We start from the raw sequence: 24890 nt of genomic DNA on the forward strand, positions 1-24890 counted from the left end.
CAGGCGGCGTGAGGAACCCGTTGGGCGCTCAGATCGCCGGTGCGTAATCCTCGTTGTCCTCGCCGCGCTCGGAGGCCCGTTCGCGCCGGCGCGCCTTCAGCGGCCGCCCGGAGCAGATCGCCCGCGCCAGCCCGCGGAACGGCGCCGTCAGCCGGTGGACATCCTCGACGCGCGCCATGATCCGCCCCGCCGTCTTCAGCTCGCGGTCGAGCCGCGCCATCGTCTTCGACAGCTCCGGCTCGTCATCGTCGAGCCACGCTTCGGAGACGCGCGCCATCAGCAAAACCGCGCCCTGCACGCGCAGAGCCCCAAGCGCGTCCTCGGTCGGGATGCCGGCCGAGGCCAGCATGTAGCGCCAGGAATTGACGGCTCCGCGATTGAGCGCCGCCAGCGCCATGGGATCGCGGCGAATGGCCGGCGCGATCTTGCGCAGGCCCGCCTTGTAAGGCGCCATCGCATCGAGCCGGCGCATCACGAGGTCGAACAGCCGCTCCTTGACCGGCTCGCCGGCGAGGTCGTCCGAGGAGCCGGCGAGGACGGCATCGTCGACGATGCGGGTCACGCCGCCGAGCATGGCGAGCTTGGACGGGAACAGCCCGCGCAACTGCGCCAGGGTCAGTCCGGCCTCGGTCGCGATATCCGGCAGTTCGATCTCGTCCCAGCGTCGCTCGACGGCAAGCTTCATCAGCGCATCGACGGCGCGACGACGCGGATCGGCCGCGGGCGGCGCCGCCTCGGGCGGGGTGGAAACGGGTTTGCGGGCCATGGGGCAGCTCCTCTCGCTTCGCGATGTGAAGAGGTTAGGCCGCTATCGTGGCGGGTGGAAGGCGGTTCAGCCGGAAAGCTCGCCGGCGCGACGTTTGGCAGCAGCCACCGCCTTGCGCATCAGCGGCTTCATGCCGTCCTCGGCCATCAGCACCTCGAGCGCCGCCGCAGTGGTCCCGCCCGGCGAGGTCACGTTCTGGCGCAGCGTGCCGGGCGGCAGCGGCGACTGGAACAACAGCTCACCCGCTCCCTCGACCGTCGCCCGCGCCAGACGCTCCGCGACATCGGCGGGCAGGCCGGCTTCCTTGCCCGCAGCGGCCAGGCATTCGACGAGATGGAAAACATAGGCCGGTCCGGAGCCCGACACTGCCGTCACCGCATCGATCAGCCCCTCATCGTCGAGCCATTCGACCTTGCCGATGCTGCCGAGCAGCGCGTCAGCGGTTGCGCGCTGCGCCGCACTCACGCCCTTGCCGGGAGCCGCAGCGGTGGCGCCGCGCTGCACCGCGGCCGGCAGGTTCGGCATGGCGCGGATGACCGCGTTGGCATTGGGCAGGCGCGCCGCCAGGTCGCCCAGCGTTTTGCCGGCGAGGATCGAGATCAGCAGCGTCCTGGGATGGATGAAGGCCTGCACCGCCGGAGCGGCCGTATCGAGCATCTGCGGCTTGGTCGCCAGCACGACGACATCGGCGGCGGGAATGTCCCTGGCAGCGGGATTGAGCCGCATGCCCTTGTCGTTGGCGAGCGCGACCATCTCGTCCGACGGCTTGGGGTCGATCAGGCTGATCCCCTTCGGATCGATGCCGATGCGCAGCCAGCCCTCCAGCATCGCGCCGCCCATCTTGCCGGCGCCGATGAGGACGAGCGATTGCGGCAGGGAAGCGGTCATGGCGGTTCTCGTCGCTTGGGAACAGGGCGTCATGCCGGGCTGGCGCCTGAGCATGTTCAGGACCAGAGCCTGCAAGAGGTGGCCCGGTCAAGCCCGGCCATGGCGTCGGCACGGCCTCAGGCCTCGCCGACCGTCTCCAGGATCGCGCCCTCCATGCCTTCCTTCGCGGTCTTGCCGGCCCAGACGACGAACTGAAAGGCCTGATAGTAGCGCTCGCAGGCCTCGACCGCGGCCTTGACCAGTGCGATCGCCTGTTCTTCGGTCGGCTCGGCCCCGCCGGAAAGCAGCAGGGCATGGCGGTACATCACCACGCTTTCGCTGCTCCAGAGGTCGAAATGCCCGAGCCAGAGCTGCTCGTTGACGAGACTGACGAGCTGCAGCACCTCGCTACGCCGCCGCTCCGGCACCTTGAGGTCGAAAGCGCAGGCGATATGCAGCGCTTCCACCTCGGCGAGCCAGGTGATCGCGACATGGTATTCCGACCAGCCGCCGGTCACGGAGACCGAGAGCTCATCCTCGCTGTCGCGATCGAATGACCAGTCGTTGAGGGCGGCGAGGCGTTCAAACAGGTCAAGCGGGTTGGAAGGCCGATCCAGCTCGGCATCCATATCGAGGTCCATCATGCCCTAGGGTCCACCTTCCGGAGCGAAAGGCTCCGGCGCGTTCGAGAACAGGAACACGGCGACTGGAAAGCCGAAGGAGCGCAACACACCTCCGGAACCCCTCGACAGGAGGCGCTCCCATTCGGCGCGGCAGGACGAATCCGCCCGACGAATCAATTCTTTCCACCGACGATAGCGCAGGCGCTGTGACGCTCCCAACACGGCGCCAAGCTCCGCGGATTCGGCCGGCGGGCTCAATCCCTCTGGAGGGCTGTCCACAGCACATGGCTGTGGACATAACCTAAGAGCCTCCAACTCAATCCGGAGGGGTCTCGATGGGTTTTGGAGGAGTCGAATGCCAGGAGGAGCGCGCAGCCGATATCCATCGATATCGGCAAGTCGGTCCGACGCCGCAGGCGGCCCTCCAAAGCCCACCTCCGGCGCCGGGAATTCGACCGTCCGCGGCGTCGCGGCGCTTGCCGATACCGACGGGTATCGGCTTCACCCCGCTCCTGGCGGAGCGGACGAATTGCCGGCGTCGAGACCCCTCCGGATTGAGTTGGAGGCTCTTGGAGCAACCGGGGGTCGCTTGAAGCAACCCCGGCTTATTCTCAGGCCTTGCCGAGCTTCTCCTCCAGCGCCTTCAGCCGCGCGGCGAGCTTGTCGTTCTCCTCGCGGGCGATCAGCGCCATCTCGCGCACCGCCTCGAATTCCTCGCGGGTGACGACGTCGAGATCGCGCAGCAGGCGCTCGATCTGCGTCTTCACCACCGTCTCGACCTCGCGCCGCACGCCCTGCGCCGCGCCGGCGGCATCGGTGGCGAGGCGGGCGATGTCGTCGAGGATACGGTTGCCGGGGTTGACCATGGCTCTCTCCCTTAAGGCGCGAAACGCTCTGACGACAGCCTATAGGCAGCGCGGGCAAGACCCGCAATTGCGACCGGTTGTCGGGCTTGCCCGCGGCGCGCCGGCGCGATCACATGCGCAACCGCCCGGAGGACTAGCGCCATGGCCCTGCATTTCACGCCCGCCGAATTCGCCCGCCGCCGCGAGGCCCTGCTGGCCGCGATGCAGAAAGATCGTCTCGATGCGCTCTTCCTGTTCCAGCAGGAATCGATGTTCTGGCTGACCGGCTACGACACCTTCGGCTTCTGTTTCTTCCAGTGCCTCGTGGTCAAAGCCGACGGCACCATGGCGCTGCTGACCCGCTCCGCCGATCTCCGGCAGGCACAGCAGACATCGAATCTCACGGATATCCGCATCTGGAAGGATGGCCGTGATGCCGATCCGGCGGCAGACCTGCTCGCGCTGAGCCGCGATCTCGGGCTCGCCGGTAAGCGTATCGGCGTGGAGTTCGAATCCTACGGCCTCGTCGCATCCAACTATCGCAAGCTCGAAGCCCGCTTCGCCGGGCAGGCCGAACTCGTCGACGCCTCGCTGATCGTCACGCGCCTGCGCGCCGTGAAATCGGCCGAGGAAATCACCTATGTCAGGCGCGCCGCCGTGCTGGCCGATGCCGCCGACCACGCGGCGCTGGCGGCGATCCGGGCCGGCGCCGACGAGGGCGAAATCCTCGCCGCCCAGCACAATGCGATCTTTGCCGGCGGCGGCGACTATCCCGCCAACGAATTCATCATCGGCTCCGGCCGCGACGCCCTGCTCTGCCGCTACAAATCCGGCCGACGCCGGCTCGATGCCACCGACCAGATCACGCTCGAATTCGCCGGCACCGACCGGCACTATCATGTCGCTGCGATGCGCACGGTGATCGTCGGCGAGCCGCGCCCGCTGCACCGCTCCTATCATGCGGCGGCTCGCGACGCGCTGCTCGCCTGCGAGGCCGAATTGAAGCCCGGCCGCGCTGCGGGCGACGTCTTCGCCGCCCATGCCCGCGTCTTCGATGAGCACGGCCTTTCACAGCACCGACTCAATGCCTGCGGCTATTCGCTGGGCGCCAAGTTCACGCCGTCCTGGATGGACTGGCCGATGTTCTACGAGGCCAATGACTGGCCGATCGTGCCGGGCATGGTGATGTTCGCCCATATGATCCTGATGGATTCCGCCAGCGAAACCGCGATGTGCCTGGGCCGGACCTATCTGGTCGGCGAAGCGGGCGCCGAGACGCTCAACCTGCCCGATCTGGACCTCGTCATCCGTTGAGCCTAGAACAGCGGCGCAGGGAATCTCGAAGCAGTCCACAGCCCAAAGGGCGGGAGGCGTCATGATCAACCGTTTTAGCGGCCTCGTTCTGGGGCCGGTTTTCGCGCTGGCGCTCGCCGGCTGCCAGGAAACCACCCAGACCGCGGCCCGCCCGCGCGTCGATGCGCCGGGCGTCCCGGTCTCGGTCCAGAGCATCTCCGGCGCGCCGGAAAACGTCACCGCCAGCTTCGCCGGCCTGCTCGGCGAGGCGGCGGCCGAGCGCAAGATGGAGATCGTCCCCGGCAACAAGCCGGCGCGGTTCCGCGTCAAGGGCTACCTCACGGCACAGCCGACCGAGGACGGCCAGACCTCGCTCGCCTTCGTCTGGGATGTCTATGATTCGACCAAGCAGCGCGCCCAGCGCGTGCAGGGCGAGAGCATCGGCAAGCGCAGCGGCGGTTCCGATCCCTGGGCCGGTATCGACCAGACGATCGTCGCCAAGGCCGCCTCCGACTCGATGGATGCGATCGCGGGCTTTCTCGTGACCACGCCCGCCGTCGAGACGCTCAAGACCGAGGACAAGGCCGGCAAACCCGCGAAGCCGGGCACCCGTGTCGCTGCGACGGATCCGAAGAAGAGCTGAGGCGACGCACGGCCCGCTGTGCAGCGACGCTGCGGCAGTGGTTTCCGGGTCACGGCGCAGCGCCCTGCGCTTTTTGATCGCCGATATTGCACTGCAGCGGTCGACTCCATCCGACCGCGCTGTTAAGAGCCGTTCGAATTGAGCCGGCAATGCCGGCCCCCTGCTCAGCCTTGATGCAACGGTGCGCTACGGCATGGCCTCTCACTTCAAAGTCGTCGCCGGCAACTCCAATCGTCCGCTGGCCGAGGCGATCTGCAACCATCTCAGCATTCCCCTCGCCAAGGCCTCCGTCCGGCGCTTCGCCGACATGGAGGTCTTCGTCGAGATCCAGGAGAACGTGCGCGGACAGGATGTCTTCATCATCCAGTCGACCTCGTTCCCGACCAACGACCACCTGATGGAACTGCTGATCATCACGGATGCGCTGCGCCGCTCCTCGGCGCGCCGCATCACGGCGGTGATCCCCTATTTCGGCTATGCCCGCCAGGATCGGCGCGCGTCGGGCCGCACGCCGATCTCGGCCAAGCTGGTCTCCAACCTGATCACCCATGCCGGCGTCGACCGCGTGCTGACGCTCGATCTCCATGCCGGCCAGATCCAGGGCTTCTTCGACATCCCGACCGACAACCTGTTCGGCGCCCCGCTGATGGCGCGCGACATCAAGGACCGGCTGGAATGGAAGAACGCCATGGTCGTCTCGCCGGACGTCGGCGGCGTGGTGCGCGCCCGCGCGCTCGCCAAGCGCATCGACGCCCCGCTCGCCATCGTCGACAAGCGCCGTGACCGGCCGGGCGAATCCGAGGTCATGAACATCATCGGCTCGGTCGAGGGCCGCTCCTGCATCTTGATCGACGATATCGTCGATTCCGGCGGCACGCTGGTGAACGCGGCCGATGCGCTGCTCGAACAGGGCGCCAAGGAGGTCTTCGCCTATATCACCCATGGCGTGCTCTCCGGCGGCGCAGTCGCCCGCATCGCCTCGTCCAAGCTCAAGGAACTGGTGATCACCGACTCGATCATGCCGACCGAGGCCGTGAAGGTCGCGCGTAATATCCGCGTCATCTCGATTGCCGGCCTGATGGGCGAGGCGATCGAGCGCACCGCGAGCGAGACCAGCGTGTCGAGCCTGTTCGACTGAGAGGTTCCGGCTTGGGTCATTCCCGCGCCCTCGTCCTGTTCTCCGGCGGCCAGGACTCCACGACGACACTCGCCTGGGCGCTCGACCGCTTCGACGCGGTCGAGACGATCGGCTTCGACTATGGCCAGCGCCATCGCATCGAGATGGAATGCCGCGAGACGATCCGCGCCAAGCTGCCTGCGCTCTCGGCCCGCTATGCCGAGCGGCTCGGCCCCGACCATGTCGTCGACCTCAAGGCCCTCGGCGCGATCTCCGAGACGGCGCTCACCCGCGAGACCGAGATCGCTTTCACGGATGCCGGCCTGCCCTCGACCTTCGTGCCCGGCCGCAACCTGATCTTCCTGACCTTCGCCGCCGCGCTGGCCTATCGCCGCGACCTCAAGCACGTCGTGCTCGGTGTCTGCGAGACCGACTATTCCGGCTATCCCGATTGCCGCGACGACACGATCAAGGCGATGCAGGTGGCCTTGAGCCTCGGCCTCGACCGCAGGCTCGTGCTGCATACGCCGCTGATGTGGCGCGACAAGGCGCAGACCTTCGCGCTGGCACGCGCCATCGGTGGCCAGGCCCTGCTCGATCTCGTGATCGAGGAGAGCCATAGCTGCTATCTCGGCGACAGGACGACCCGGCATGGCTGGGGTTATGACTGCGGCCATTGCCCGGCCTGCGATTTGCGATCAAAAGGCTTCGCTGCCTATCTCGCAGCCCCCGACGACAGCGGACTTGACCTATGACCCGTGACCGCCAGCGCCTGACGGAAGGCGTTATCGCCCTCGTCCTGTTCGGCCTGACCATTCCCGCCGCCAACTGGATGATCGGCAATGCCGGCGCGGTCTGCGTGCCGAATGGGCCCTGCCTCGTCCCGGTCTGGCCGAGCGTGATGGCGCCGAGCGGTGTCCTGATGGTCGGCCTTGCCCTGGTGCTGCGCGACATCGTCCAGCGCCGCCTTGGCCCGCTCGCCGGTCTCGGCGCCATCGCGGTCGGCACCCTGATCTCCGCGATGCTCGCCCCGCCTGCCATTGTGCTGGCCTCGGTCGCGGCCTTCCTGCTGTCGGAGCTCGCCGATTTCGCGGTCTACACGCCGCTGCAGCGCCGGCGCTTCGTCACGGCGGTCTTCGCGTCGAGCGTGATCGGCCTCGTCGTCGACAGCTTCGTCTTCCTGCATCTCGCCTTCGGCAGCCTCGATTTCCTGGCCGGCCAGATCATCGGCAAGGCCTGGATGGTGCTGCTCGCCTTGCCGCTGATGCATCTCCTGCGCCGCCGCGACGAGCGGCTGGGCCTGGTCGCCGCCTGATTCCAGGCATCGCGCCGCCGCGTAAAGTTTGAGGCGTCGCCTCAATCTGAGTTTAAGGCATTTGCGCCAGGATCGGGGTTCTTCGACGAGCACTCTGTCGGGAACTCCGTGACCAGACCTTCGGGCCGCCTGCAGGCTCTGCAGAACGATATTCTTGAAGATATCGCGCGCGGCGAGCCTCTGATCGCATGCATGGAGCGCCTGTGCCGTCGCGCCGAGGCGATCTCGCCCGGCGTCATCTGCTCGGTCGTCGCCATCGACAACCAGTGCTGCCTCCAGCCTCTCGCCTCGCCCAGCCTGCCCCCGCACTATGTCGGCGCCATCAAGGGCGTGCCGGCAGGCCCGGAGGTCGGCTCCTGCGGAACCGCGATCTTCCGCGGCGAGCCCGTCGAAGTCACCGACATCGCCACCGATCCACTCTGGCGGGCCTATACCGATCTCGCCCTGCCGCTCGGCCTGCGCGCCTGCTGGTCGACGCCGATCAAGGCGCGCGATGGGCGGGTGGTCGGTGCCTTCGCCTTCTATTTCAGGACACCTCGCCGTGCACGAACCCTCGAACGCCAGATCGTCGCGACCTGTGTCCATCTCTGCGCCATCGCCATCGAGCATGACGAAGTCCGCACCCGCAATCACCGCCTCGCCTATTTCGATACGCTGACCGGGCTGCCGAACCGCAGCCAGTTCAACGGCGCCATCGCGGAGATGAGCGCAGCCGGCCGCCGCTACGGGTTGATGCTGATCGACATCGATCATCTCAAGACGGTCAATGACACGCTCGGCCACGCCGCCGGAGATGCCCTGATCGCCGTGGTCGGCCGGCGGCTCGACGTCGCGCTGGCCGGCTGCCTCACCTGCCGGATCGGCGGCGACGAGTTCGCCGTTCTCGTCCCCGATTGCAGGGAACCGGCGCGTATGCGTGCCTTCGCCTCGGCTGCGATGGCGGCGGTCGCGGTGCCGCTCGACCATGACGGCCACAGCCTCGTGCCGGGCATCACCATCGGCGGGGTCATCGCCGGCGAGGACGGCCAGGACACCGTCACGCTGCGGCAGAACGCCGACCTCGCGCTCTACCATGCCAAGGAAACCCGGCGCGGCCGCTATGTCCGCTTTCGCAGGCAATTGCGCAGCGCGATGATGCATCGCATCCGCACCCGCCGGGATGTCGCGGGCGCCCTCGGCGACGACCGGATCATCCCCTATTACCAGCCGGTCATCCGCCTCGACACCAACGAGGTCGTCGGCCTCGAGGCCCTGGCCCGGATGCGCCTCGACGACGGCCGCATCATCGCTGCCGGCGAGTTCCAGGACGCCTTGCGCGATCCGAAGATCGCCCATCGCACCACGACCCAGATGCTGACGGCGGTGGCCGCCGACATGGCCGAGTGGCGCGCGAGCGGCCTGAATTTCCAGCATGTCGCGGTCAACGTCACCTCGGCCGACTTCCAGAAGGGCGACCTCGTCCAGCGCGCCACCCGCACGCTGGAGAAGGCCGGCGTACCGATGCGGCAGCTCGTGATCGAGGTCACCGAACAGGTCTTCATGGGCGGGCGCAAGGACGGCGTCGCGCGTACCATGGAAGCGCTGCGCGCCAATGGCTCGCCGGTCGCGCTAGACGATTTCGGCACCGGCTTCGCCTCCCTGACCCATCTGCTCGATTTCCCGATCGACATCATCAAGATCGACCGTTCCTTCGTCGGCTCGATCGACAGCGGCGCCCGCAGCGAGATCATCATCGAGGCCCTGCTGACGATGACCCGCCGCCTCGGCATGAAGATCGTCGCGGAGGGCATCGAGAAGCAGGCGCAGGCCGAGCGCCTCAGCGAAATGGGCTGCAGCCTCGGCCAGGGCTACCTCTATTCGCCGCCGGTTCCAGCCTCGATCATCCGTGAATGGCTGCAGCGCTTCGCCCAGCCGGTCCAAGCGACCGCCCCCACGCGCGGCCCCGTCGCGAACGCCGCCTGAGCCGGGCTTGAGATCGCGGCGGTTTTCGCCTATGAGCACCCCTGCGTTCGGCTGACACCCTTGGAGGCTCTGAACGCATAAATCCGATGGCCGCCACGAGGCGGCCTTGTCATTTACAAGTCAAGGACATCCAACATGACCGCCGTGAAGCAAATCGAGGCTTCGGCGCGCGCACAGGTCGGCAAGGGGGCCGCCCGTGCTGTTCGCCGCCAGGGCCAGACGCCTGCCGTGATCTATGGTGGGGGCGCTGCTCCCGAAGCCATCGCGCTCGACGCCAACAAGACCCGCCAGCTGATTTTCGGCGGCCACTTCCTGACCACGATCTTCGAGATCGCCGTCGCCGGTAAGAAGCAGCGCGTCATTCCGCGCGATTACCAGCTCGACCCGGTCAAGGATTTCCCGATCCATGTCGACTTCCTGCGCGTCGCCAAGGGCCAGACCGTCACGGTCCAGGTCCCGGTCCACGTCACCGGTCAGGAAGCCAGCCCGGGCGTCAAGAGCGGCGGCCTGGTCCAGATCATCGAGCACGCTCTCGAAGTCACCGTCGAGCCGGAAAACATCCCGGACTCCATCGACATTTCGGTTGCCGGCCTGAACGTCGGCGACTCCGTCCATGCCGACGCGATCAAGCTCCCGGCCGGCGCCAAGCTCTCCATCGGTGCTGACGCCACGATCGTCACGGTCTCTGCCCCGACCGTCGAGGCCGAGCCTGAGGTCACCGAGACTGAGGAAGCCGCGCCCGAAGCCAAGGCCTGATGAAACGGCGCCAGCCGGCGCCGCTTTCACCTGGAGCGCTCACGAGACGGCCGGGTTTCCCGGCCGTTTTGCTATGGCATCGAACCGAAAAGCGGTTTCCGGCCTTCGGGCCGATCCGATGCCGAACGAACAAGTCTGCGGAGCCCCGCCATGCTGATTTTCGCCGGCCTCGGCAATCCCGGCGCGCGCTATGCCCGCAACCGCCACAATATCGGCTTCATGGCCCTTGGCGAGATCGCGCGTCTGCACCGCGCCTCGCCCTGGCGCACCCGTTTCCAGGCGGAGGCCTGCGAAGCGACGATCGGGACCGAGAAGGTCATCCTGCTCAAGCCGCAGACCTACATGAACGAGTCGGGCCGCGCGATCGGCGAGGCCGCGCGCTTCTTCAAGGTCGCTCCGGCCGATATCGTCGTCTTCCATGACGAGCTCGACCTCGCCCCCGCCAAGCTGCGCGTCAAGCTCGGCGGCGGCAATGCCGGGCATAACGGCCTGCGCTCGACGACGGCTACGATCGGCAACGACTATCGCCGCGTGCGGATGGGCATCGGCCATCCCGGCCTGAAGGAACTGGTGCACAGCTACGTGCTGAACGATTTCGGCAAGGCCGAGCAGCCCTGGGTCGAGGATCTCTGCGCGGCCTGTGCCGACCATGCGGCCCTCCTCGCCGCCCATGACGATGCCGGCTTCCAGAACAAGGTGCATCTCTTCATGGATGCGCGTGGCCACGCCAGCGTGAAGCGGCTCGGCGAGAAGAGCGACGACTGATTTTCCCTGACGTGAAAACACGGGTCATTCCGGACGGAGCGCAGCGGAGATCCGGGATACATTCCTGAACCCTCATCGGCCGCACTCCGGAATGGGTCCCGGGTCAAGCCCGGGATGACTCCGCGGTTGTGGAGCTACAAAGGAAGCTTGGCACCCGCCTTCGCCACGGTGACGCGGCCCGTGCTGTAGCTGCCATCGGCCTGCCGGCTCGCCGTCATCGCCACCTGCGCGCCGGGCTTGAGCTCGCTGGCCTCGGCCGGTGCCGCCATCAGGATCGTCGCCTCCGGCGTGATTGCGACCTTCTGCTCCCCACCGGGATAGCTCAACACCAGATTGGCACCGTCGACCCGCGAGACCGTTTCGGCCACGGTCGCGTTCGTCATGGTCGCATCCGGCAGCACGCCCCAGGGCCGGTGCCCCTCGCCCGTACCGCGCATCGCTTCCGGGAAAATCACGACCTGCACGGCAAGCAGTGTGCCGTCCGGTTGCGGTTTGGCGCCGACGCCGATGAAGCTGCCCTTGGCGATATCCGTCGCCTTCGCCGCCACCATGCCGCCGACCGAGAAGCCGGGCGCAAGCGCAACCTTGAGCTCCCGCCCGTCTGCCGCCTTGAGCTGCAGCATCATGCCTTCCAGACGCTCGACCGTGCCGCGCAGCCGCGTCCCCGGCGCCTGAGCAATGGCTGCGCCGGCAAGGGCGAAGACCGACAAGGCGAACGCAAGACGAAAACGGTTCATGACGAGGCTCCGAGCGCCGCAGCAGGCGGCCCGCCCGATCCAGCACCCGCATCAGCCCGTCGGCCATGCACGTTCGCGTGAGGAACGCAGCGGCCATCAGGCGCGCGGCACTTGTCTTTATTGCGCAAGCCCCCCAATAAGGCCGCAACTTTCAAAGCTTCACGCCCGGCCACGGCTATCCGCCACGGGCAACGGAACAGGCGATCATGGGTTTCAAATGCGGAATCGTCGGCCTGCCGAATGTCGGCAAGTCGACCCTCTTCAACGCGCTGACGCAGACGGCGGCGGCCCAGGCCGCGAACTATCCGTTCTGCACGATCGAGCCGAATGTCGGTGACGTCGCCGTGCCCGACGAGCGTCTGGAAAAGCTCGCCGCCATCGCCGGCTCCAAGGAGATCATTCCGACCCGGCTGACCTTCGTCGACATCGCCGGCCTGGTGCGCGGCGCCTCGCGCGGCGAAGGCCTCGGCAACCAGTTCCTCGCCAATATCCGCGAATGCGACGCCATCGCCCATGTCGTGCGCTGCTTCGAGGATGGCGACATCACCCATGTCGAGGGCAAGGTCGCTCCGATCAACGACATCGAGATCATCGAGACCGAATTGATGCTGGCCGATCTCGAAAGCCTCGAGAAGCGCGTCCTGCCGCTGGAGAAGAAGGCCAAGACCGGCGACAAGGAGGCCAAGGAGCTGGCCGATCTGATGAATCGCTGCCTCGTGCTGCTGCGCGAAGGCAAGCCGGCCCGCCTCGTCCAGGTCGCGGCCGATGAGCGCCGCACCTTCGAGACGCTCGGCCTGCTCTCGTCCAAGCCCGTGCTCTATGTCTGCAATGTCGAGGAAGCCAGCGCCGACAAAGGCAACGCCTTCTCCGAACAGGTGAAGGCTCGCGCCGCCGAGGAGAACGCAGTCGCCGTCGTCGTCTCCGCCAAGATCGAGAGCGAGATCGCCGTGCTCCCGGCCGCGGACCAGAAGGACTACCTGGAGGCCGTCGGCCTCGACGAACCCGGCCTGAACCGCGTGATCCGCGCCGGCTACACCCTGCTCGACCTCGTGACCTACTTCACCGTCGGCCCGAAGGAAGCGCGCGCCTGGACCATCGAGAAGGGCACCAAGGGGCCTGCCGCCGCCGGCGTCATCCATAGCGACTTCGAGAAGGGCTATATCCGCGCCGAAACCATCGCCTATCCCGACTACATCGCCAACAAGGGCGAGGCCGGTGCGCGCGAAGCCGGCAAGTTCCGCCTCGAAGGCAAGGAATACATCGTCGCCGATGGCGACGTGCTGCATTTCCGCTTCGCGAACTGAAGAGCCAGCCGGCGATGTCGTATTTCGAGGATTTCGTTCCGGGCCAGAGCGCACGCTCGCGGAGCCTCGACGTCTCGCAGGACGACATCGTCGCCTTCGCCTCGCGCTACGACGCGCAGGATTTCCATGTCGATCCCGAGGCCGCCAGGGCGAGCTTCGTCGGCCGCCTGATCGGCTCGGGCTGGCATAGCTGCGCGCTCTTGATGCGGCTGATGGCAGAGGACTTCCTGCTCGACGCCGCCAGCATGGGCGCGCCGGGCATCGAGGAGGTGAAGTGGCTGCGTCCCCTGCTCCCCGGCGATAGCGTCAGCGCCCGGCGCACCGTGCTGGAGAGCAAGGCCTCGCGCTCGCGCCCGGAGATGGGTCTCGTGCGCTTCAAGCTCGAACTCCTGAACCAGCGCGACGAACCGATCCTGGAGCAGACCAACTGGATCATGTTCGGCCGCAGGGGCTCCGCCATCGGCAAGCACCCGGCCGGCCCCTGGCTGGATCATGCGCCGGTCTACGAGCGCCCCGCCATCGAGAGCCCGCTGCAAGCCTCCTCCGAGCCGCCGGAGCCGCCGCGCTTCTTCGAGGAGCTTGCGGTCGGCGACAGCCACGAACTCGGCAGCTTCGTCTTCACGCCCGAGGAGATCGTCGCCTTCGCCCGCAGTTTCGATCCCCAGCCTTTCCACATGGACGATGTAGCCGCGCGCAACAGCTCCTTCGGCAGGCTCGCCGCTTCCGGCTGGCACACGGCCGCAGTCTGGATGGCCTGCATGGTCCAGCATCGCAGGCGCCAGCTCGCGGTGGCGTCGGGCAACCCCGCGCGCCTCGGCTCCTCTCCAGGCTTCAGGAACCTGCGCTGGACGAAGCCGGTCTTTGCCGGGGACCGGATCACCTACCATTCGCAGGTGATCGACAAGCGCGAGAGCGCCTCGCGGCCGCAATGGGGCCTGTTCTTCCACCGCAACACCGGCATCAACCAGCACGGCGAAGAGGTCTTCGGCTTCGACGGCTGCGTTTTCGTCGAGCGCAAGCCGGATTGATCGCGAAGACGGACGTCAGCCGGTCTTGAGCCTGACGAGATCGACAGGCCCGCGCGGCATGTCGGAGGAAGACCGCATCTGGGCGAGGAACGCCTCATCGTCCGATGCGACCACCACCCGGTCGCGCCCGCTCCGCTTGGCTGCGTAGAGCCCCTTGTCCGCCTCGTGAAGCAAGGCATCGAAATCGATGACGCTGTCCTTGGCATGGGCGACGCCTGCGCTGAGCGTGCACCCGAACGCCGCACCGCTCGCTGCGAAACGACGTTTGACGAGGCGCCCCCGCACGTTTTCGGCCGCGATGGCCGCCGCGACGAGAGAATCGCCCGGCAGCAGCAGTGCGAATTCCTCGCCGCCGAGCCGTGCGGCCAGTCCTTGCGACCGACAGGACAGCAGGATCTCCCCGAACGCCCGCAACACCTCGTCTCCCGCCAGGTGGCCGTGGATGTCGTTGATCCGCTTGAAGTGATCGATGTCGAAGATGATCAGGGCGGCGGGTCCTTCGGTCTCGGTCGCGATGCGGTCGAGCAGCGCGCGCCGGTTGAGCAGGCCGGTCAGCGGGTCGGTTTCCGCGTCGCGCTTGTGGCCGCGCGCTAGCCGCGCCTGGTTCAGGGCCAGGGACAGCGCGCCGATGCCGGCGAGCGTGGTCAGGCAGACGACGATATTGAGGTCTTCCGCCCAGTTCGAGGGGATGTCCGGCAGAGCCCAGCGGCCATCCAGCAGCAGCAGAACGGCGCAAGGAACGAAGGATAGCCCGGTCAGGACATACAGGCCGGTCAACAGCATGATCGCCAGCCTGGCTTCGGCCCGGCCGAGCCAATAGTCCCAGGCTGTTGCGAACAGAATGGCCGCGGCCGCGACATTGAGCCCGATGATCGCGATGCCGTTATAGCCGGCCAGCATGGGCACAGCCATGGCTGCCGACGACGCGATTGCCATGATGGCCATGCTGCGCCAGGGCAGAACCCGCGTGCGAAATTCGCGGCCGGCACCGAAGACGAAGGCGAGGCCCGTCAGAAGAACCGTGTAGCCGGCCGCCCCCACGATCGGCGACATCGTCCTGACATAGCCGCCATAGATCAGCACGCCGGCGGCCATCAGCGCCACGCCGATCGTCCAGGCCATCAGGAAGCCTTCCTTCCTCGAAACGAGCCAACTGACGAGGAAGGCTGCGGCCAATCCGCATCCCGAAAGGGTGAAGGCCGTCAGGAGGGACTGATAGTCGAGCGACACGAAGGTCTCTGGGCAGGCGGGAAAGGCGGCAACCGTTATGCCGGCGGTGCCATTGCCGAAAACTTAAACCGGTCGGCCGCATTTGCCGGGCCGGCGGGCTGCCGGCCTGATCAGTCGCTCTGGCGCGGATATCACCCGACCTTGCCGTAGCCCGCGAATTTGGCGCCGACGCGCTCCATTTCGGCGGCATCGAGGATGACCGGCTCGATCCCCGCCGCGAGGATGTCGAGATACTGCCCGGCCAGGTTCTCGACTTCGGCGACGATGGTATGCGCGCCGGCGAGCGTCTGGCCGAGCGCGATCACGCCGTGATTGGCGAGCAGCACGGCCTTGCGCCCGTCGAGCGCCTTCACCGCATTCTCGGCAAGCTCGGGCGTGCCGAAGGTCGCGTACTCGGCACAGCGCACATCGGCACCGCCGCAAAGCGCGATCATGTAGTGGAAGGCCGGGATGCCGCGCCGCGTCGAAGACAGGGCCGTGGCGCGCGGCGAATGGGTGTGCACGATCGCCTGCGCATCGGGCCGCGCCCGGTAGATCGCGACATGGAAAGGCCATTCGGAAGATGGCTTGCGGCTGCCATTCAGGATGGTGCCGTCGAGGCTGAGATGGATCAGGTCCTCAGGGCGCGTCCGGGCATAGGGCAGGCCCGACGGCGTGATCAGCAGGCCATCGCCGAGCCGAGCCGAGACATTGCCCGATTTAGACGGGCAGAACCCGGCCCGGTCGATCGCCTGCGCGACCGAAACGATCTCCTGCCGCAGTTCTGTTTCGGTCATGCCGTGCCCCTGCTCGCAAGGTCGGGAAAGAGTTGTGCGAGGCCGTCAGTGCTGGCCGCGCAGACGCCGCGCTCGGTGATAAGCCCGCTGACGAGCCGCGCCGGCGTCACGTCGAAGGCCGGATTGGCCGCACCGCTGCCCGGCGCGACGACGCGGACGGACCTGACCTCACCGTCATCGGCGAGCCCGGAGAGATGCGTCACCTCGCGCGCCGCGCGCTCCTCGATCGGGATATCGGCGAGGCCGTCGCGGATGCTCCAGTCGATCGTCGGCGAAGGCAGCGCCACATAGAAGGGCACGCCGTTGTCATGCGCCGCCAGCGCCTTGAGATAGGTCCCGATCTTGTTGGCGACATCGCCGGAAGCCGCCGTCCGGTCAGTGCCGACGATAACCATGTCGACCTGCCCGTGCTGCATCAGATGGCCGCCGGCATTGTCGGCGATCACCGTATGCGGCACGCCATGGGAGCCGAGCTCATAGGCCGTCAGCGCCGCGCCCTGGTTGCGCGGCCTGGTCTCGTCGACCCAGACATGGATGGGAATGCCGGCATCATGGGCCAGATAGATCGGCGCCAGCGCCGTGCCCCAGTCCACCGTGGCAAGCCAGCCGGCATTGCAATGCGTGAGGATGTTGACCGGCTGCCCGGTGGGCTTTCGCGCCGCGATCTCCGCGATCAGAGGCAGGCCGTGCTCGCCGATCGCACGGCATAAGGCGACATCCTCGTCGCAGATCGCCGCGGCCTCTGCATAGGCCGCCTCGGCACGCGCCGTCGCGGACAGGCTTGCGAGGGCACCACGCATCCGCGCCAGCGCCCAGTGCAGATTGACGGCGGTCGGCCGCGTCGCGCCGAGCAGGGCGAGTGCCGCATCGAGAGCCGCATCCGAGGCGTCCGTCCGCATCGCCAGAGCCACGCCATAGGCAGCGGTCGCACCGATCAACGGCGCCCCGCGCACGACCATGCTGCGGATCGCATCGGCCGCCTGCTCGGCGGAGCCCAGTGCCACCGTCTCGAAGCGGAACGGCAAGCGCGTCTGGTCGATCACGACGACGCGCCAGCCATCCTGCGCGAGCCAGATCGTCCGGTAAGGCTGGCCGTTGATCTTCATCCGCCGCTCAATGCCCGCCGAACGAGACCAACGTGCGCACGGGCACGCCGAGCCGCCGGATCTTGTCGGCGCCCCCCAGCTCCGGAAGGTCGACGATGAAGCAGGCCGCAACGACCTCCGCGCCTAACCCCGCGAGCAGGTTGACCGCCGCCTCCGCCGTGCCGCCGGTGGCGATCAGGTCGTCGACCAGCAGGACGCGCTCGCCCGGCTGCACCGCGTCGCGATGGATTTCGATCTCGTCCGTGCCGTATTCGAGCGCATAGGTCGCGCGCAGCGTCTCCAGCGGCAGCTTGCCCTTCTTGCGAACGGGAACGAAGCCGGCCGAGAGCTGGTGCGCCACCGCGCCGCCCAGGATGAAGCCGCGCGCTTCGATCCCCGCGATCTTGGCGATCTTCAATCCGGCGAAAGGTTGCACCAGCTCGTCGACCGCCCGGCGGAAGGCCCGCGCATCGCCGAGCAGCGTGGTGATGTCGCGAAAGACGATGCCGGGCCGAGGATAATCGGGGATCGCGCGGATGCTGTCGGCAAGGTTCATGGACACCGTCTCGGAAGAACTGACGGAGGCCTTGGTCCGACGCCGGGCCGGCTTCGTCAAGGGCGCCGTCATCACGCCGCCTCGAACACGCGCCCGGCGACGGCGTCGAGCTTCGCCAGCAGCGCCGGATCCCGGAAGGCCGGCGCCGTCACGATGGCGTTGTCGAGCGCGTTATGGGAGCCGGCCGGGCACGGCTCGCGCTGCGCCGGGAAATCGGCGGCGAGCCGCGCCACGAGGCGCCGCGCCTTGTCGGCATTGTCGTGCAGCACAGCGATGACCGAGGCGACATCGACGGCGCCGTGCAACTCGTGCCAGCAGTCGTAATCGGTCACCATCGCGACCGTGGCATAGGTGATCTCGGCTTCGCGGGCGAGCTTGGCCTCGGGCATCGCCGTCATGCCGATCAGGTCGTAGCCGAGCCCGCGATAGGTCATCGATTCCGCATAGGTCGAGAATTGCGGGCCTTCCATCGTGACCAGCGTGCCGCCGCGCACGAAGGGCAGGTCCTCGGCCTGCGCCGCCGCTACGATCCGTGCCTGCAGGCCGGGCCCGACCGGGTGGGCGACCGAGACATGGGCAACGCAGCCGCGGCCGAAGAAGGAGTTCTCGCGCCGGCTCGTGCGGTCGACGAACTGGTCGACCAGCACGAACAGGCCGGGATAGAGCTCGGCCTTGTAGGAGCCGCAGGCAGAGAGCGAGACGAGATCGGTCACGCCCGCCCGCTTCATCACGTCAATATTGGCGCGGTAATTGATCTCGGATGGCGGGATCGAATGACCGCGCCCGTGGCGCGGCAGGAAGACGATCTTCGTTTCGCCCATGCGGCCGATCCGCAGGACGTCGGAGGGCTCGCCCCAGGGGCTTTCGATGCGCTCCTCGCGCAGGTCGGTCAGGCCCGGCAGATCGTAGATGCCCGATCCGCCGATGATTCCGAGAACGGCTTCGCTCATGGTCGATTTCCTCGAGCATCGAACCGAAAAGTGGAGCCACGTTTCGGAAGGATTCGATGCGGCAACAAATACGGGCGCGGAAAGGACCACCTTTCGATGACGGTCGCAATACGGTTCGTCGATCACAGGGGCGCGCATTCCGTCATGGTCGGGCTTGTCCCGACCATCCACGTCTTCGTTGTCGAAAACCGTGTTCAAGACGTGGATGCTCGCCACAAGGGCGAGCATGACGCCGGAGACACGACCGTTCGCGGCTATCCTCGGACAACGAAAAAGGCCCCGTCGCCGGGGCCTTTTCCTGAAACGATATCCAGCCGGATCAGTGAGCCGGCGAGCCGTCCGGCATACGCGACCACACCTTCTTCTTGGTGTAGTAGAGCAGGAAGGCGAAGATGGTGAGGAATGCCATCACCTGCATGCCCAAGCGCTTGCGCGCTTCGAGATGCGGCTCCGCCATCCACACCATGAAGGCAGCGACGTCGCGGGCATACTGGTCGACCGTCTCCGGCACCGGCGACTTGCCGTCCGCGCCCTTCGGATATTCGACCTGCCCATCGCTCAACGGCTTGGGCATCGCGATCAGGTGGCCGGGCATGTACTTGTTGTAGTTCTGTCCCGGCAGGAGCGTGACGCCCGCGGGCGGCTCCTCATAACCCACCATCAGAGCGTGGATATAGTCCGGCCCCTGCTCCTGATACTGCGTGAAGATATCGAAGATGAAGGTCGGGAAGCCGCGGGTATAGGTGCGCGCCTTGGCCAGCACCGAGAAATCCGGCGGATAGGCGCCGCCCTGGGCCGCGCGGGCCGCCTGCTCGTTGGGGAACGGCGACGGGAAGCGGTCGGCCGCACGGCCGGGGCGATCGAACATCTCGCCCTGTTCGTTCGGGCCATCCTTGACCTGGTAGGTCGCGGCGAGCGCGGCGACCTGTCCGGTCGAGAATTCCGGGCCGCCCGGCTGCGACAGGTTGCGGAAGGCGACGAGGCTGGCGCCGTGGCAGCTCGCGCAGACTTCCTTGAAGACCTTGAAGCCGCGCTGGAGCTGGGCCCGATCGAACTTGCCGAACGGTCCCGAGAACGACCAGGTCAGCGCCGGCGGCTTCGGGCCGGCCTCGGCCGCCTGCGCGGCCGGCTGGATGAGCGCCAGCGAGAGGCCGGCAGCAAGCCCGGTCAGGGCGAGACGAAACGATGTTTTGCTCATGGTTCCGTCAGCCCTTGACGTTCGGTTCGGCAGCGGCGGCAGTCGCGACGCGCGCCGCCGATCCACCCTTGGAAGCGAGCACCGAGTCGGCGATCGAAGTCGGCAGCGCCTTCGGCCGCTCGAACAGGCCGACGACGAAGAGCGCCACGAAGAAGCCGAAATACAGCACGGTGAAGATCTGCGAGGCGATGACGTAGCCGCCCTCGGCCGGCATGGCGCCGAGATAGCCGAGACCGATGCAGACCACGACGAAGGCCCAGAACAGCTGGCGCCCGATCGGCCGATAGCTCATCGACTTGACCTTGGAGGTGTCGATCCAGGGCAGGAAGGCGAGCACCACGATGGCTCCGCCCATCGCCATGACGCCGCCGAGCTTGTCGGGAATGGCGCGCAGGATCGCGTAGAACGGCAGGAAGTACCATTCCGGGACGATATGCGCCGGGGTCGAGGCCGGGTTCGCCGGGATGTAGTTGTCGGCATGGCCCATGAAGTTCGGCTGGTAGAACACGAACCAGGCGAACAGGATCATGAACACGACCATGCCGAAGATGTCCTTGACGGTCGCGTAGGGCGTGAACGGCACGGTATCCTTCTGGACGTTCTTCACCTCGACGCCGGTCGGATTGTTCTGGCCGACGACGTGCAGCGCCCAGATATGCAGCCCGACGACGCCGAAGATCATGAACGGCAGCAGGTAGTGCAGCGAGAAGAAGCGGTTCAGCGTCGGGTTGTCGACCGAGTAGCCGCCCCACAGGAAGGTGACGATCGTCTCGCCGATCACCGGCAGGGCCGAGAACAGGTTGGTGATGACGGTCGCGCCCCAGAAGGACATCTGGCCCCAGGGCAGCACGTAGCCCATGAACGCCGTCGCCATCATCAGCAGGAAGATGACCACGCCGAGAATCCAGAGAACCTCGCGCGGCGCCTTGTACGAGCCATAATAAAGCCCGCGGAAGATGTGCACATAGACGGCGATGAAGAACATCGAGGCGCCGTTGGAGTGCAGGTAGCGCAGGAGCCAGCCGTAATTCACGTCGCGCATGATGTGCTCGACCGAATTGAAGGCGAGCATCGAATTGGCCGTGTAGTGCATCGCCAGGACGATGCCGGTGACGATCTGCGCCACCAGCATGAACACGAGGATGCCACCGAAGGTCCACAGATAGTTCAGGTTGCGCGGCACCGGATAGGAAACCGCCGAATCATGGGCGAGCCGGATGATCGGCAGGCGCACATCGAGCCAGCGTTCGATGCCGGTCTTCGGGACGTAGGAACTGTGACCACTCATGAAGAATGCCTCAAGGCTGTCTCATCTTGGCAGGAAAGCGTCGAGCGCATCGCTCAGCCGATCTTGATCTTGGTGTCCGCCGTGAAAGCGTAAGGCGGCACCGGCAGGTTGAGCGGCGCCGGCCCCTTGCGGATGCGGCCGGAGGAATCGTAGTGCGAACCGTGGCAGGGGCAGAACCAGCCGTCGAAATCGCCCTTCGATTCGCCGGGCGCGGTGCCCAGCGGAATGCAGCCGAGATGGGTGCAGTTGCCGAAGACGACCAGATACTGCTCGTGGCCGGCCTTGGTGCGCTGCTGGTCGGTCTGCGGATCGCGCAGGGTCGCGATGTCGACGGCCAGCGCCTCGTCGATTTCCTTCTTGGTGCGATGGCGCACGAAGATCGGCTTGCCGCGCCAGAACAGCTTGATCGCCTGGCCTTCGGCGATGGGGGCCAGGTCGACATCGACCGGCGCGCCGGCAGCCACGGTCTGCGCATCGGGCGCCATCTGGCTGACCAGGGGGACGACGAGCGCCCCGATGCCGACCGCGCCGGCGGCGCCGGTGGCGAGCATCAGGAAATCGCGGCGGGTTGTTCCGGTCGATGTATCGGTCGCGTGCGCCACGATCCAAACCTCTTACACGTCTTGCGAGCTGTAACAGCTCGAAATTGTCGCCTCTCGCCCTCATAGGGGCGCGTCGCTGCCGCCGCAATGCGGCGGTGCGTCACCTTCGGCTCTTTGACATGCAGATTGGACGAAGTCTACTGTCGCGAACGCCTCGGCCATGCATGGCGCACAGTCCGTCGACGAAGGCGTCAGACGGCGAGCTTTTCCGGATCGGCCGCAGCCAGGAAGCCACCGGATTGGCGTGCCCAGAGCCGGGCATAGAGCCCGCCGCGCGCGATCAACTCGTCATGGCTGCCGATATCGGCGATCCGCCCTTGATCGAGCACGATCAGCCGGTCGAGCGCTGCGATGGTCGACAGCCGGTGCGCGATCGCGATCACGGTCTTGCCCTGCATCAGGGCAGCGAGCTGCTGCTGGATCGCCGCCTCGACCTCGGAATCGAGCGCCGAGGTCGCCTCGTCGAGAATCAGGATCGGCGCGTCCTTGAGCAGCACGCGGGCGATCGCGATGCGCTGGCGCTGGCCACCCGAAAGCTTCACCCCGCGTTCGCCGACGCGCGAATCGAAGCCTTGGCGCCCGTCCTGGTCGCCAAGGCCCAGGATGAAGCCATGCGCCTCTGCCTGCTGTGCCGCGAGCGCGATTTCGGCCTCGCTCGCACCGATGCGGCCATAGGCGATATTGTCGCCGATCGAGCGGTGCAGCAGCGAATTATCCTGTGTCACCATGCCGATCTGGGCGCGCAGGCTATCCTGCGTGACATGGGCGATGTCCTGCCCGTCGATCAGGATGCGCCCGTCTTCAAGCGGGTAGAGCCGGAGCAGCAGGTTCACCAAGGTCGACTTGCCGGCGCCCGACGGGCCGACCAGCCCGATGCGCTCGCCCGGCCTGATCTGCAGATCGAGCCCTTCGAACAGCCCCTGCCCCCGGCCATAGTTGAAGCGGATCTTCTCGAAGCTGATCGCGCCCTTGTCGACGACCAGCGGCACCGCGCCCGGCGCATCCGGCAGGTCGTGCGGCTTGGCGATCGTCTCCATGCTCTCCTGCACCGAGCCGATATTCTCGAAGATGCCGCGCACGAGATGGATCAGCCAGCCCGACATCTGCACCAGCCGGAGCACGAGCCCGATGGCCGCCGCGACCGCGCCCGGGGTCATCTCACCCTGGCTCCAGAGCAGCAGCGCGAGCCACGCGGTCGCCACCACCAACAGACTGTTCATCGTCTGCAGGATGACGCTGACGCCGGTGATCAGGCGTGACAGATTGAGGAACGCAGCGTTCCAGCGCGACAACGAGTCGCGCACCGCCGAGCGCTCGGCATCGCCTCGCGCGAACAGCTTCACCGTCAGGATGTTCGTATAGGAATCGACGATGCGCCCCGTCGTGGTCGAGCGCCCCAGCGAGTTCGCCTCCGAGCGCCGCTTGGCGCGCGGCACGAAATAGATCAGCAGCACGACATAGGCCGCAAGCCACAGGATCACCGGCAGCGCCAGCCAGAGGCTGGTCTTGCCGAAGAAGCCGATCGCGACCGTGGCGAAGACCAGCGCGTACCAGAGATCGTCGATGACCTCGATCGTCGCACCCCGGATCGCCTGCCCTGCCTGGATGACGCGGGCGGAGAGGCGCCCGGCGAAATCGTTCTGGAAGTAGCCCAGCGCGTGGCCGAGCGTGTAGACATGGTTGCGCCAGCGGATCTGGTTGGTGATCTGCGGTACCACGACCTGGTCGACGATGGCGTGGTTGGCGAAATAGATCAGCGGCCTGACGACCACGAGCAGGAAGGCCGCGCCGGCCAGGAGCCAGCCATGGTCGCGGAAGATCGTCTCCGGCGACTGCGTCGATAGCAGGTCGACGAACCAGCCGACCATCAGATACATCGCCGCCTCGATGCCGCTGAAGCCCAGGCCCGTCAGCATGATCAGGGCCATCCAGCCCTTCACGCCCTTGATGTGGTGCCACATGAAGGGCCAGACACCGCGCGGCGGCGTCTCCTGCTCGTCGAAGCGGGCAAAGACGTCGATTCGGCTTTCGAGCCAGCGGAAGAGCGGAGCGAACATGTCTGCTTCGCTACCGGGAATGAGAGGGTGGAACAAACGACAATTCGGGATACCGGTTCTTCCTGCGCCACCCCTTGTCAGGAGCGGTGCGGAGAGGCGACGCCGGAACCCCGCTAGACCCACCGGGTGGCGGCATTAGGGCGGGACGCACGCGCGGCCTTGGCAGAAAAAGCAGAGAATAAATCTCTAATAAACATAAAATCAGCGGATAAACGTATATATTTCAATACCCTTCAGATCACGACGAAGGAACTCATAATCAATGGGAGATGTTCTCAACCGCATAGATTAACTCGCCAAGGAGAGAGCTATGCGATTGCGAATACTCAGCGCCATCAGCGCCTGCACACTCCTCGCTGCTTGCAACAGCACTGCCGAATATACCTCGTTCGATGGATGCGACGGCCTCCGCGGCGCCGCCAAAAGCAAATGCATCAGGCTGGCTGCGCTTCAAAGCCCTGTCGTAAGCTCGCGCGGATCTTCGATGGGCTCCCGACCGGGAGTCGTTGGAAACAATCCAGGGAATCCCGGCAACCCAGGCAACCCCGGCACTCCGGCTAACCCTGGAACGCCGGGCAATCCGAACAATCCAGGCAGCCCGGGCTCGCCCGGAGCGGGGGCTGGCGGAGGGCTCGGTGCCGGAGTTGGCGTCGGCGCCAATGCCGGCAGCCTCGGCGCGAATGTCGGAGCAGGCGCGGCGGTCGGCAATGGTGGCCTGGGTGCCGGAGCCGGCGCGAATGTGGGCTCGGGCAATAGCGGCTTGGGCGCTGCGGCAGGTGTCGGCGCCGGCAATGGTGGCATCGGAGCCGGATTGGGCGCCGGGCTCGGCAATTCCTCCGGCGGCGTCGGAGCCGGCGCGGGAGCGGGCCTCGGAAGCGGCGGCCTGGGTGCCGGCGTCGGAGCAGGCCTCGGAAACGCGGCCGGCGGGCTAGGCGCAGCAGCCGGGGTCGGTCTCGGCGGCGACGGTCTCGGGGTGGGCGCTGGCGTCGGCAACGGCTCGAGCGGCGTGGGTGTCGGTATCGGCCTGAACTGAGCCCGCAGGCATCGACGGAACCGGGAGGAGCATGTCGGCTTCAAGCTGAAAACCTTTCCCGGTTCAGCCCCGCCGGGCATGCACGGCGGGGCGC

The 24890-nt window shown here is 66.8% G+C and carries 25 protein-coding genes; 11 read left to right on the forward strand and 14 right to left on the reverse strand.

Annotated features, from left to right (window positions below):
- Window positions 1-28: 28 nt before the first annotated feature.
- The 4 genes from ACWIEX_RS16400 to ACWIEX_RS16415 all read right to left on the reverse strand — a co-directional run bounded on the left by ACWIEX_RS16400 (window position 29) and on the right by ACWIEX_RS16415 (window position 3122).
- Window positions 29-766: a TetR/AcrR family transcriptional regulator gene (locus ACWIEX_RS16400; protein ID WP_454034071.1), complete on the reverse strand. Its 738-nt coding sequence runs from the start codon at window positions 764-766 to the stop codon at window positions 29-31.
- A 66-nt stretch (window positions 767-832) separates the two neighbouring features.
- Entirely contained in the window at window positions 833-1654 is an 822-nt protein-coding gene (proC, locus tag ACWIEX_RS16405; RefSeq protein WP_454034072.1) for a pyrroline-5-carboxylate reductase, read from the reverse strand.
- Window positions 1655-1770: 116 nt separating this feature from the next.
- Entirely contained in the window at window positions 1771-2277 is a 507-nt protein-coding gene (locus ACWIEX_RS16410) for a type III secretion system chaperone family protein (RefSeq protein ID WP_454034073.1), read from the reverse strand.
- 590 nt (window positions 2278-2867) lie between these two features.
- Window positions 2868-3122, reverse strand: a complete 255-nt coding sequence (locus ACWIEX_RS16415) for an accessory factor UbiK family protein (protein WP_047577935.1) — start codon at window positions 3120-3122, stop codon at window positions 2868-2870.
- Between the two features lie 141 nt (window positions 3123-3263).
- Here ACWIEX_RS16415 and ACWIEX_RS16420 point away from each other — a divergent pair, with 141 nt between their 5' ends.
- The 8 genes from ACWIEX_RS16420 (at window position 3264) to pth (ending at window position 10952) form a co-directional block, all read left to right on the forward strand.
- Complete coding sequence (locus tag ACWIEX_RS16420; RefSeq protein WP_454034074.1) at window positions 3264-4415, forward strand: M24 family metallopeptidase; 1152 nt, start codon at window positions 3264-3266, stop codon at window positions 4413-4415.
- Window positions 4416-4476: 61 nt separating this feature from the next.
- On the forward strand, window positions 4477-5037 hold the full coding sequence (locus ACWIEX_RS16425) for a hypothetical protein (protein WP_454034075.1): 561 nt from the start codon (window positions 4477-4479) through the stop codon (window positions 5035-5037).
- Between the two features lie 193 nt (window positions 5038-5230).
- Window positions 5231-6175, forward strand: coding sequence for a ribose-phosphate pyrophosphokinase (locus ACWIEX_RS16430; RefSeq protein WP_061969495.1), 945 nt, complete (start codon window positions 5231-5233; stop codon window positions 6173-6175).
- Window positions 6176-6186: 11 nt separating this feature from the next.
- Window positions 6187-6909, forward strand: coding sequence for a 7-cyano-7-deazaguanine synthase QueC (gene queC, locus ACWIEX_RS16435; protein ID WP_454034076.1), 723 nt, complete (start codon window positions 6187-6189; stop codon window positions 6907-6909).
- Entirely contained in the window at window positions 6906-7469 is a 564-nt protein-coding gene (locus ACWIEX_RS16440) for a VUT family protein (protein WP_454034077.1), read from the forward strand. Before queC ends, ACWIEX_RS16440 begins: the two co-directional genes overlap by 4 nt.
- Window positions 7470-7577: 108 nt before the next feature.
- A complete protein-coding gene (locus ACWIEX_RS16445) occupies window positions 7578-9431 on the forward strand; it encodes a putative bifunctional diguanylate cyclase/phosphodiesterase (RefSeq protein WP_454034078.1) in 1854 nt (617 codons plus the stop codon).
- Between the two features lie 135 nt (window positions 9432-9566).
- Window positions 9567-10187, forward strand: a complete 621-nt coding sequence (locus tag ACWIEX_RS16450) for a 50S ribosomal protein L25/general stress protein Ctc (RefSeq protein WP_454034079.1) — start codon at window positions 9567-9569, stop codon at window positions 10185-10187.
- Between the two features lie 150 nt (window positions 10188-10337).
- Complete coding sequence (pth, locus tag ACWIEX_RS16455) at window positions 10338-10952, forward strand: aminoacyl-tRNA hydrolase (protein WP_454034080.1); 615 nt, start codon at window positions 10338-10340, stop codon at window positions 10950-10952.
- Between the two features lie 134 nt (window positions 10953-11086).
- Here the strand turns inward: pth and ACWIEX_RS16460 are convergent, their stop codons facing one another.
- Entirely contained in the window at window positions 11087-11689 is a 603-nt protein-coding gene (locus ACWIEX_RS16460; RefSeq protein ID WP_454034081.1) for a hypothetical protein, read from the reverse strand.
- 206 nt (window positions 11690-11895) lie between these two features.
- Here ACWIEX_RS16460 and ychF point away from each other — a divergent pair, with 206 nt between their 5' ends.
- Both ychF and ACWIEX_RS16470 read left to right on the forward strand, forming a co-directional pair.
- On the forward strand, window positions 11896-12993 hold the full coding sequence (ychF, locus tag ACWIEX_RS16465) for a redox-regulated ATPase YchF (RefSeq protein WP_454034082.1): 1098 nt from the start codon (window positions 11896-11898) through the stop codon (window positions 12991-12993).
- A 14-nt stretch (window positions 12994-13007) separates the two neighbouring features.
- Entirely contained in the window at window positions 13008-14021 is a 1014-nt protein-coding gene (locus tag ACWIEX_RS16470; protein WP_454034083.1) for a MaoC family dehydratase, read from the forward strand.
- A 15-nt stretch (window positions 14022-14036) separates the two neighbouring features.
- Here ACWIEX_RS16470 and ACWIEX_RS16475 read toward each other — a convergent pair whose 3' ends face one another.
- From ACWIEX_RS16475 to ACWIEX_RS16515, 9 genes are all read right to left on the reverse strand, one after another.
- Window positions 14037-15251, reverse strand: a complete 1215-nt coding sequence (locus ACWIEX_RS16475) for a GGDEF domain-containing protein (RefSeq protein WP_454034084.1) — start codon at window positions 15249-15251, stop codon at window positions 14037-14039.
- A gap of 131 nt (window positions 15252-15382) precedes the next feature.
- The gene (locus tag ACWIEX_RS16480; RefSeq protein WP_454034085.1) at window positions 15383-16027 is read right to left on the reverse strand and encodes a class II aldolase/adducin family protein; all 645 of its coding nucleotides are present in this window, start codon (window positions 16025-16027) and stop codon (window positions 15383-15385) included.
- Complete coding sequence (mtnA, locus tag ACWIEX_RS16485; RefSeq protein ID WP_454034086.1) at window positions 16024-17133, reverse strand: S-methyl-5-thioribose-1-phosphate isomerase; 1110 nt, start codon at window positions 17131-17133, stop codon at window positions 16024-16026. The genes ACWIEX_RS16480 and mtnA overlap by 4 nt, the downstream gene beginning before the upstream one ends.
- A 7-nt stretch (window positions 17134-17140) precedes the next feature.
- Entirely contained in the window at window positions 17141-17668 is a 528-nt protein-coding gene (locus ACWIEX_RS16490) for an adenine phosphoribosyltransferase (protein WP_061970256.1), read from the reverse strand.
- A gap of 71 nt (window positions 17669-17739) precedes the next feature.
- Complete coding sequence (locus ACWIEX_RS16495; RefSeq protein WP_454034087.1) at window positions 17740-18618, reverse strand: S-methyl-5'-thioadenosine phosphorylase; 879 nt, start codon at window positions 18616-18618, stop codon at window positions 17740-17742.
- Window positions 18619-18937: 319 nt separating this feature from the next.
- The gene (locus ACWIEX_RS16500; protein ID WP_454034088.1) at window positions 18938-19816 is read right to left on the reverse strand and encodes a cytochrome c1; all 879 of its coding nucleotides are present in this window, start codon (window positions 19814-19816) and stop codon (window positions 18938-18940) included.
- A 7-nt stretch (window positions 19817-19823) separates the two neighbouring features.
- On the reverse strand, window positions 19824-21104 hold the full coding sequence (locus ACWIEX_RS16505) for a cytochrome b (RefSeq protein ID WP_454034089.1): 1281 nt from the start codon (window positions 21102-21104) through the stop codon (window positions 19824-19826).
- Between the two features lie 53 nt (window positions 21105-21157).
- Window positions 21158-21706, reverse strand: a complete 549-nt coding sequence (petA, locus tag ACWIEX_RS16510; protein WP_282568642.1) for a ubiquinol-cytochrome c reductase iron-sulfur subunit — start codon at window positions 21704-21706, stop codon at window positions 21158-21160.
- A 191-nt stretch (window positions 21707-21897) separates the two neighbouring features.
- Window positions 21898-23763, reverse strand: a complete 1866-nt coding sequence (locus ACWIEX_RS16515; RefSeq protein ID WP_454034090.1) for an ABC transporter ATP-binding protein — start codon at window positions 23761-23763, stop codon at window positions 21898-21900.
- 739 nt (window positions 23764-24502) lie between these two features.
- Here ACWIEX_RS16515 and ACWIEX_RS16520 point away from each other — a divergent pair.
- A complete protein-coding gene (locus ACWIEX_RS16520) occupies window positions 24503-24796 on the forward strand; it encodes a hypothetical protein (protein WP_454034091.1) in 294 nt (97 codons plus the stop codon).
- Window positions 24797-24890: the final 94 nt, after the last annotated feature.

It is taken from the genome of Allobosea sp. NPDC055353 (assembly GCF_053644975.1).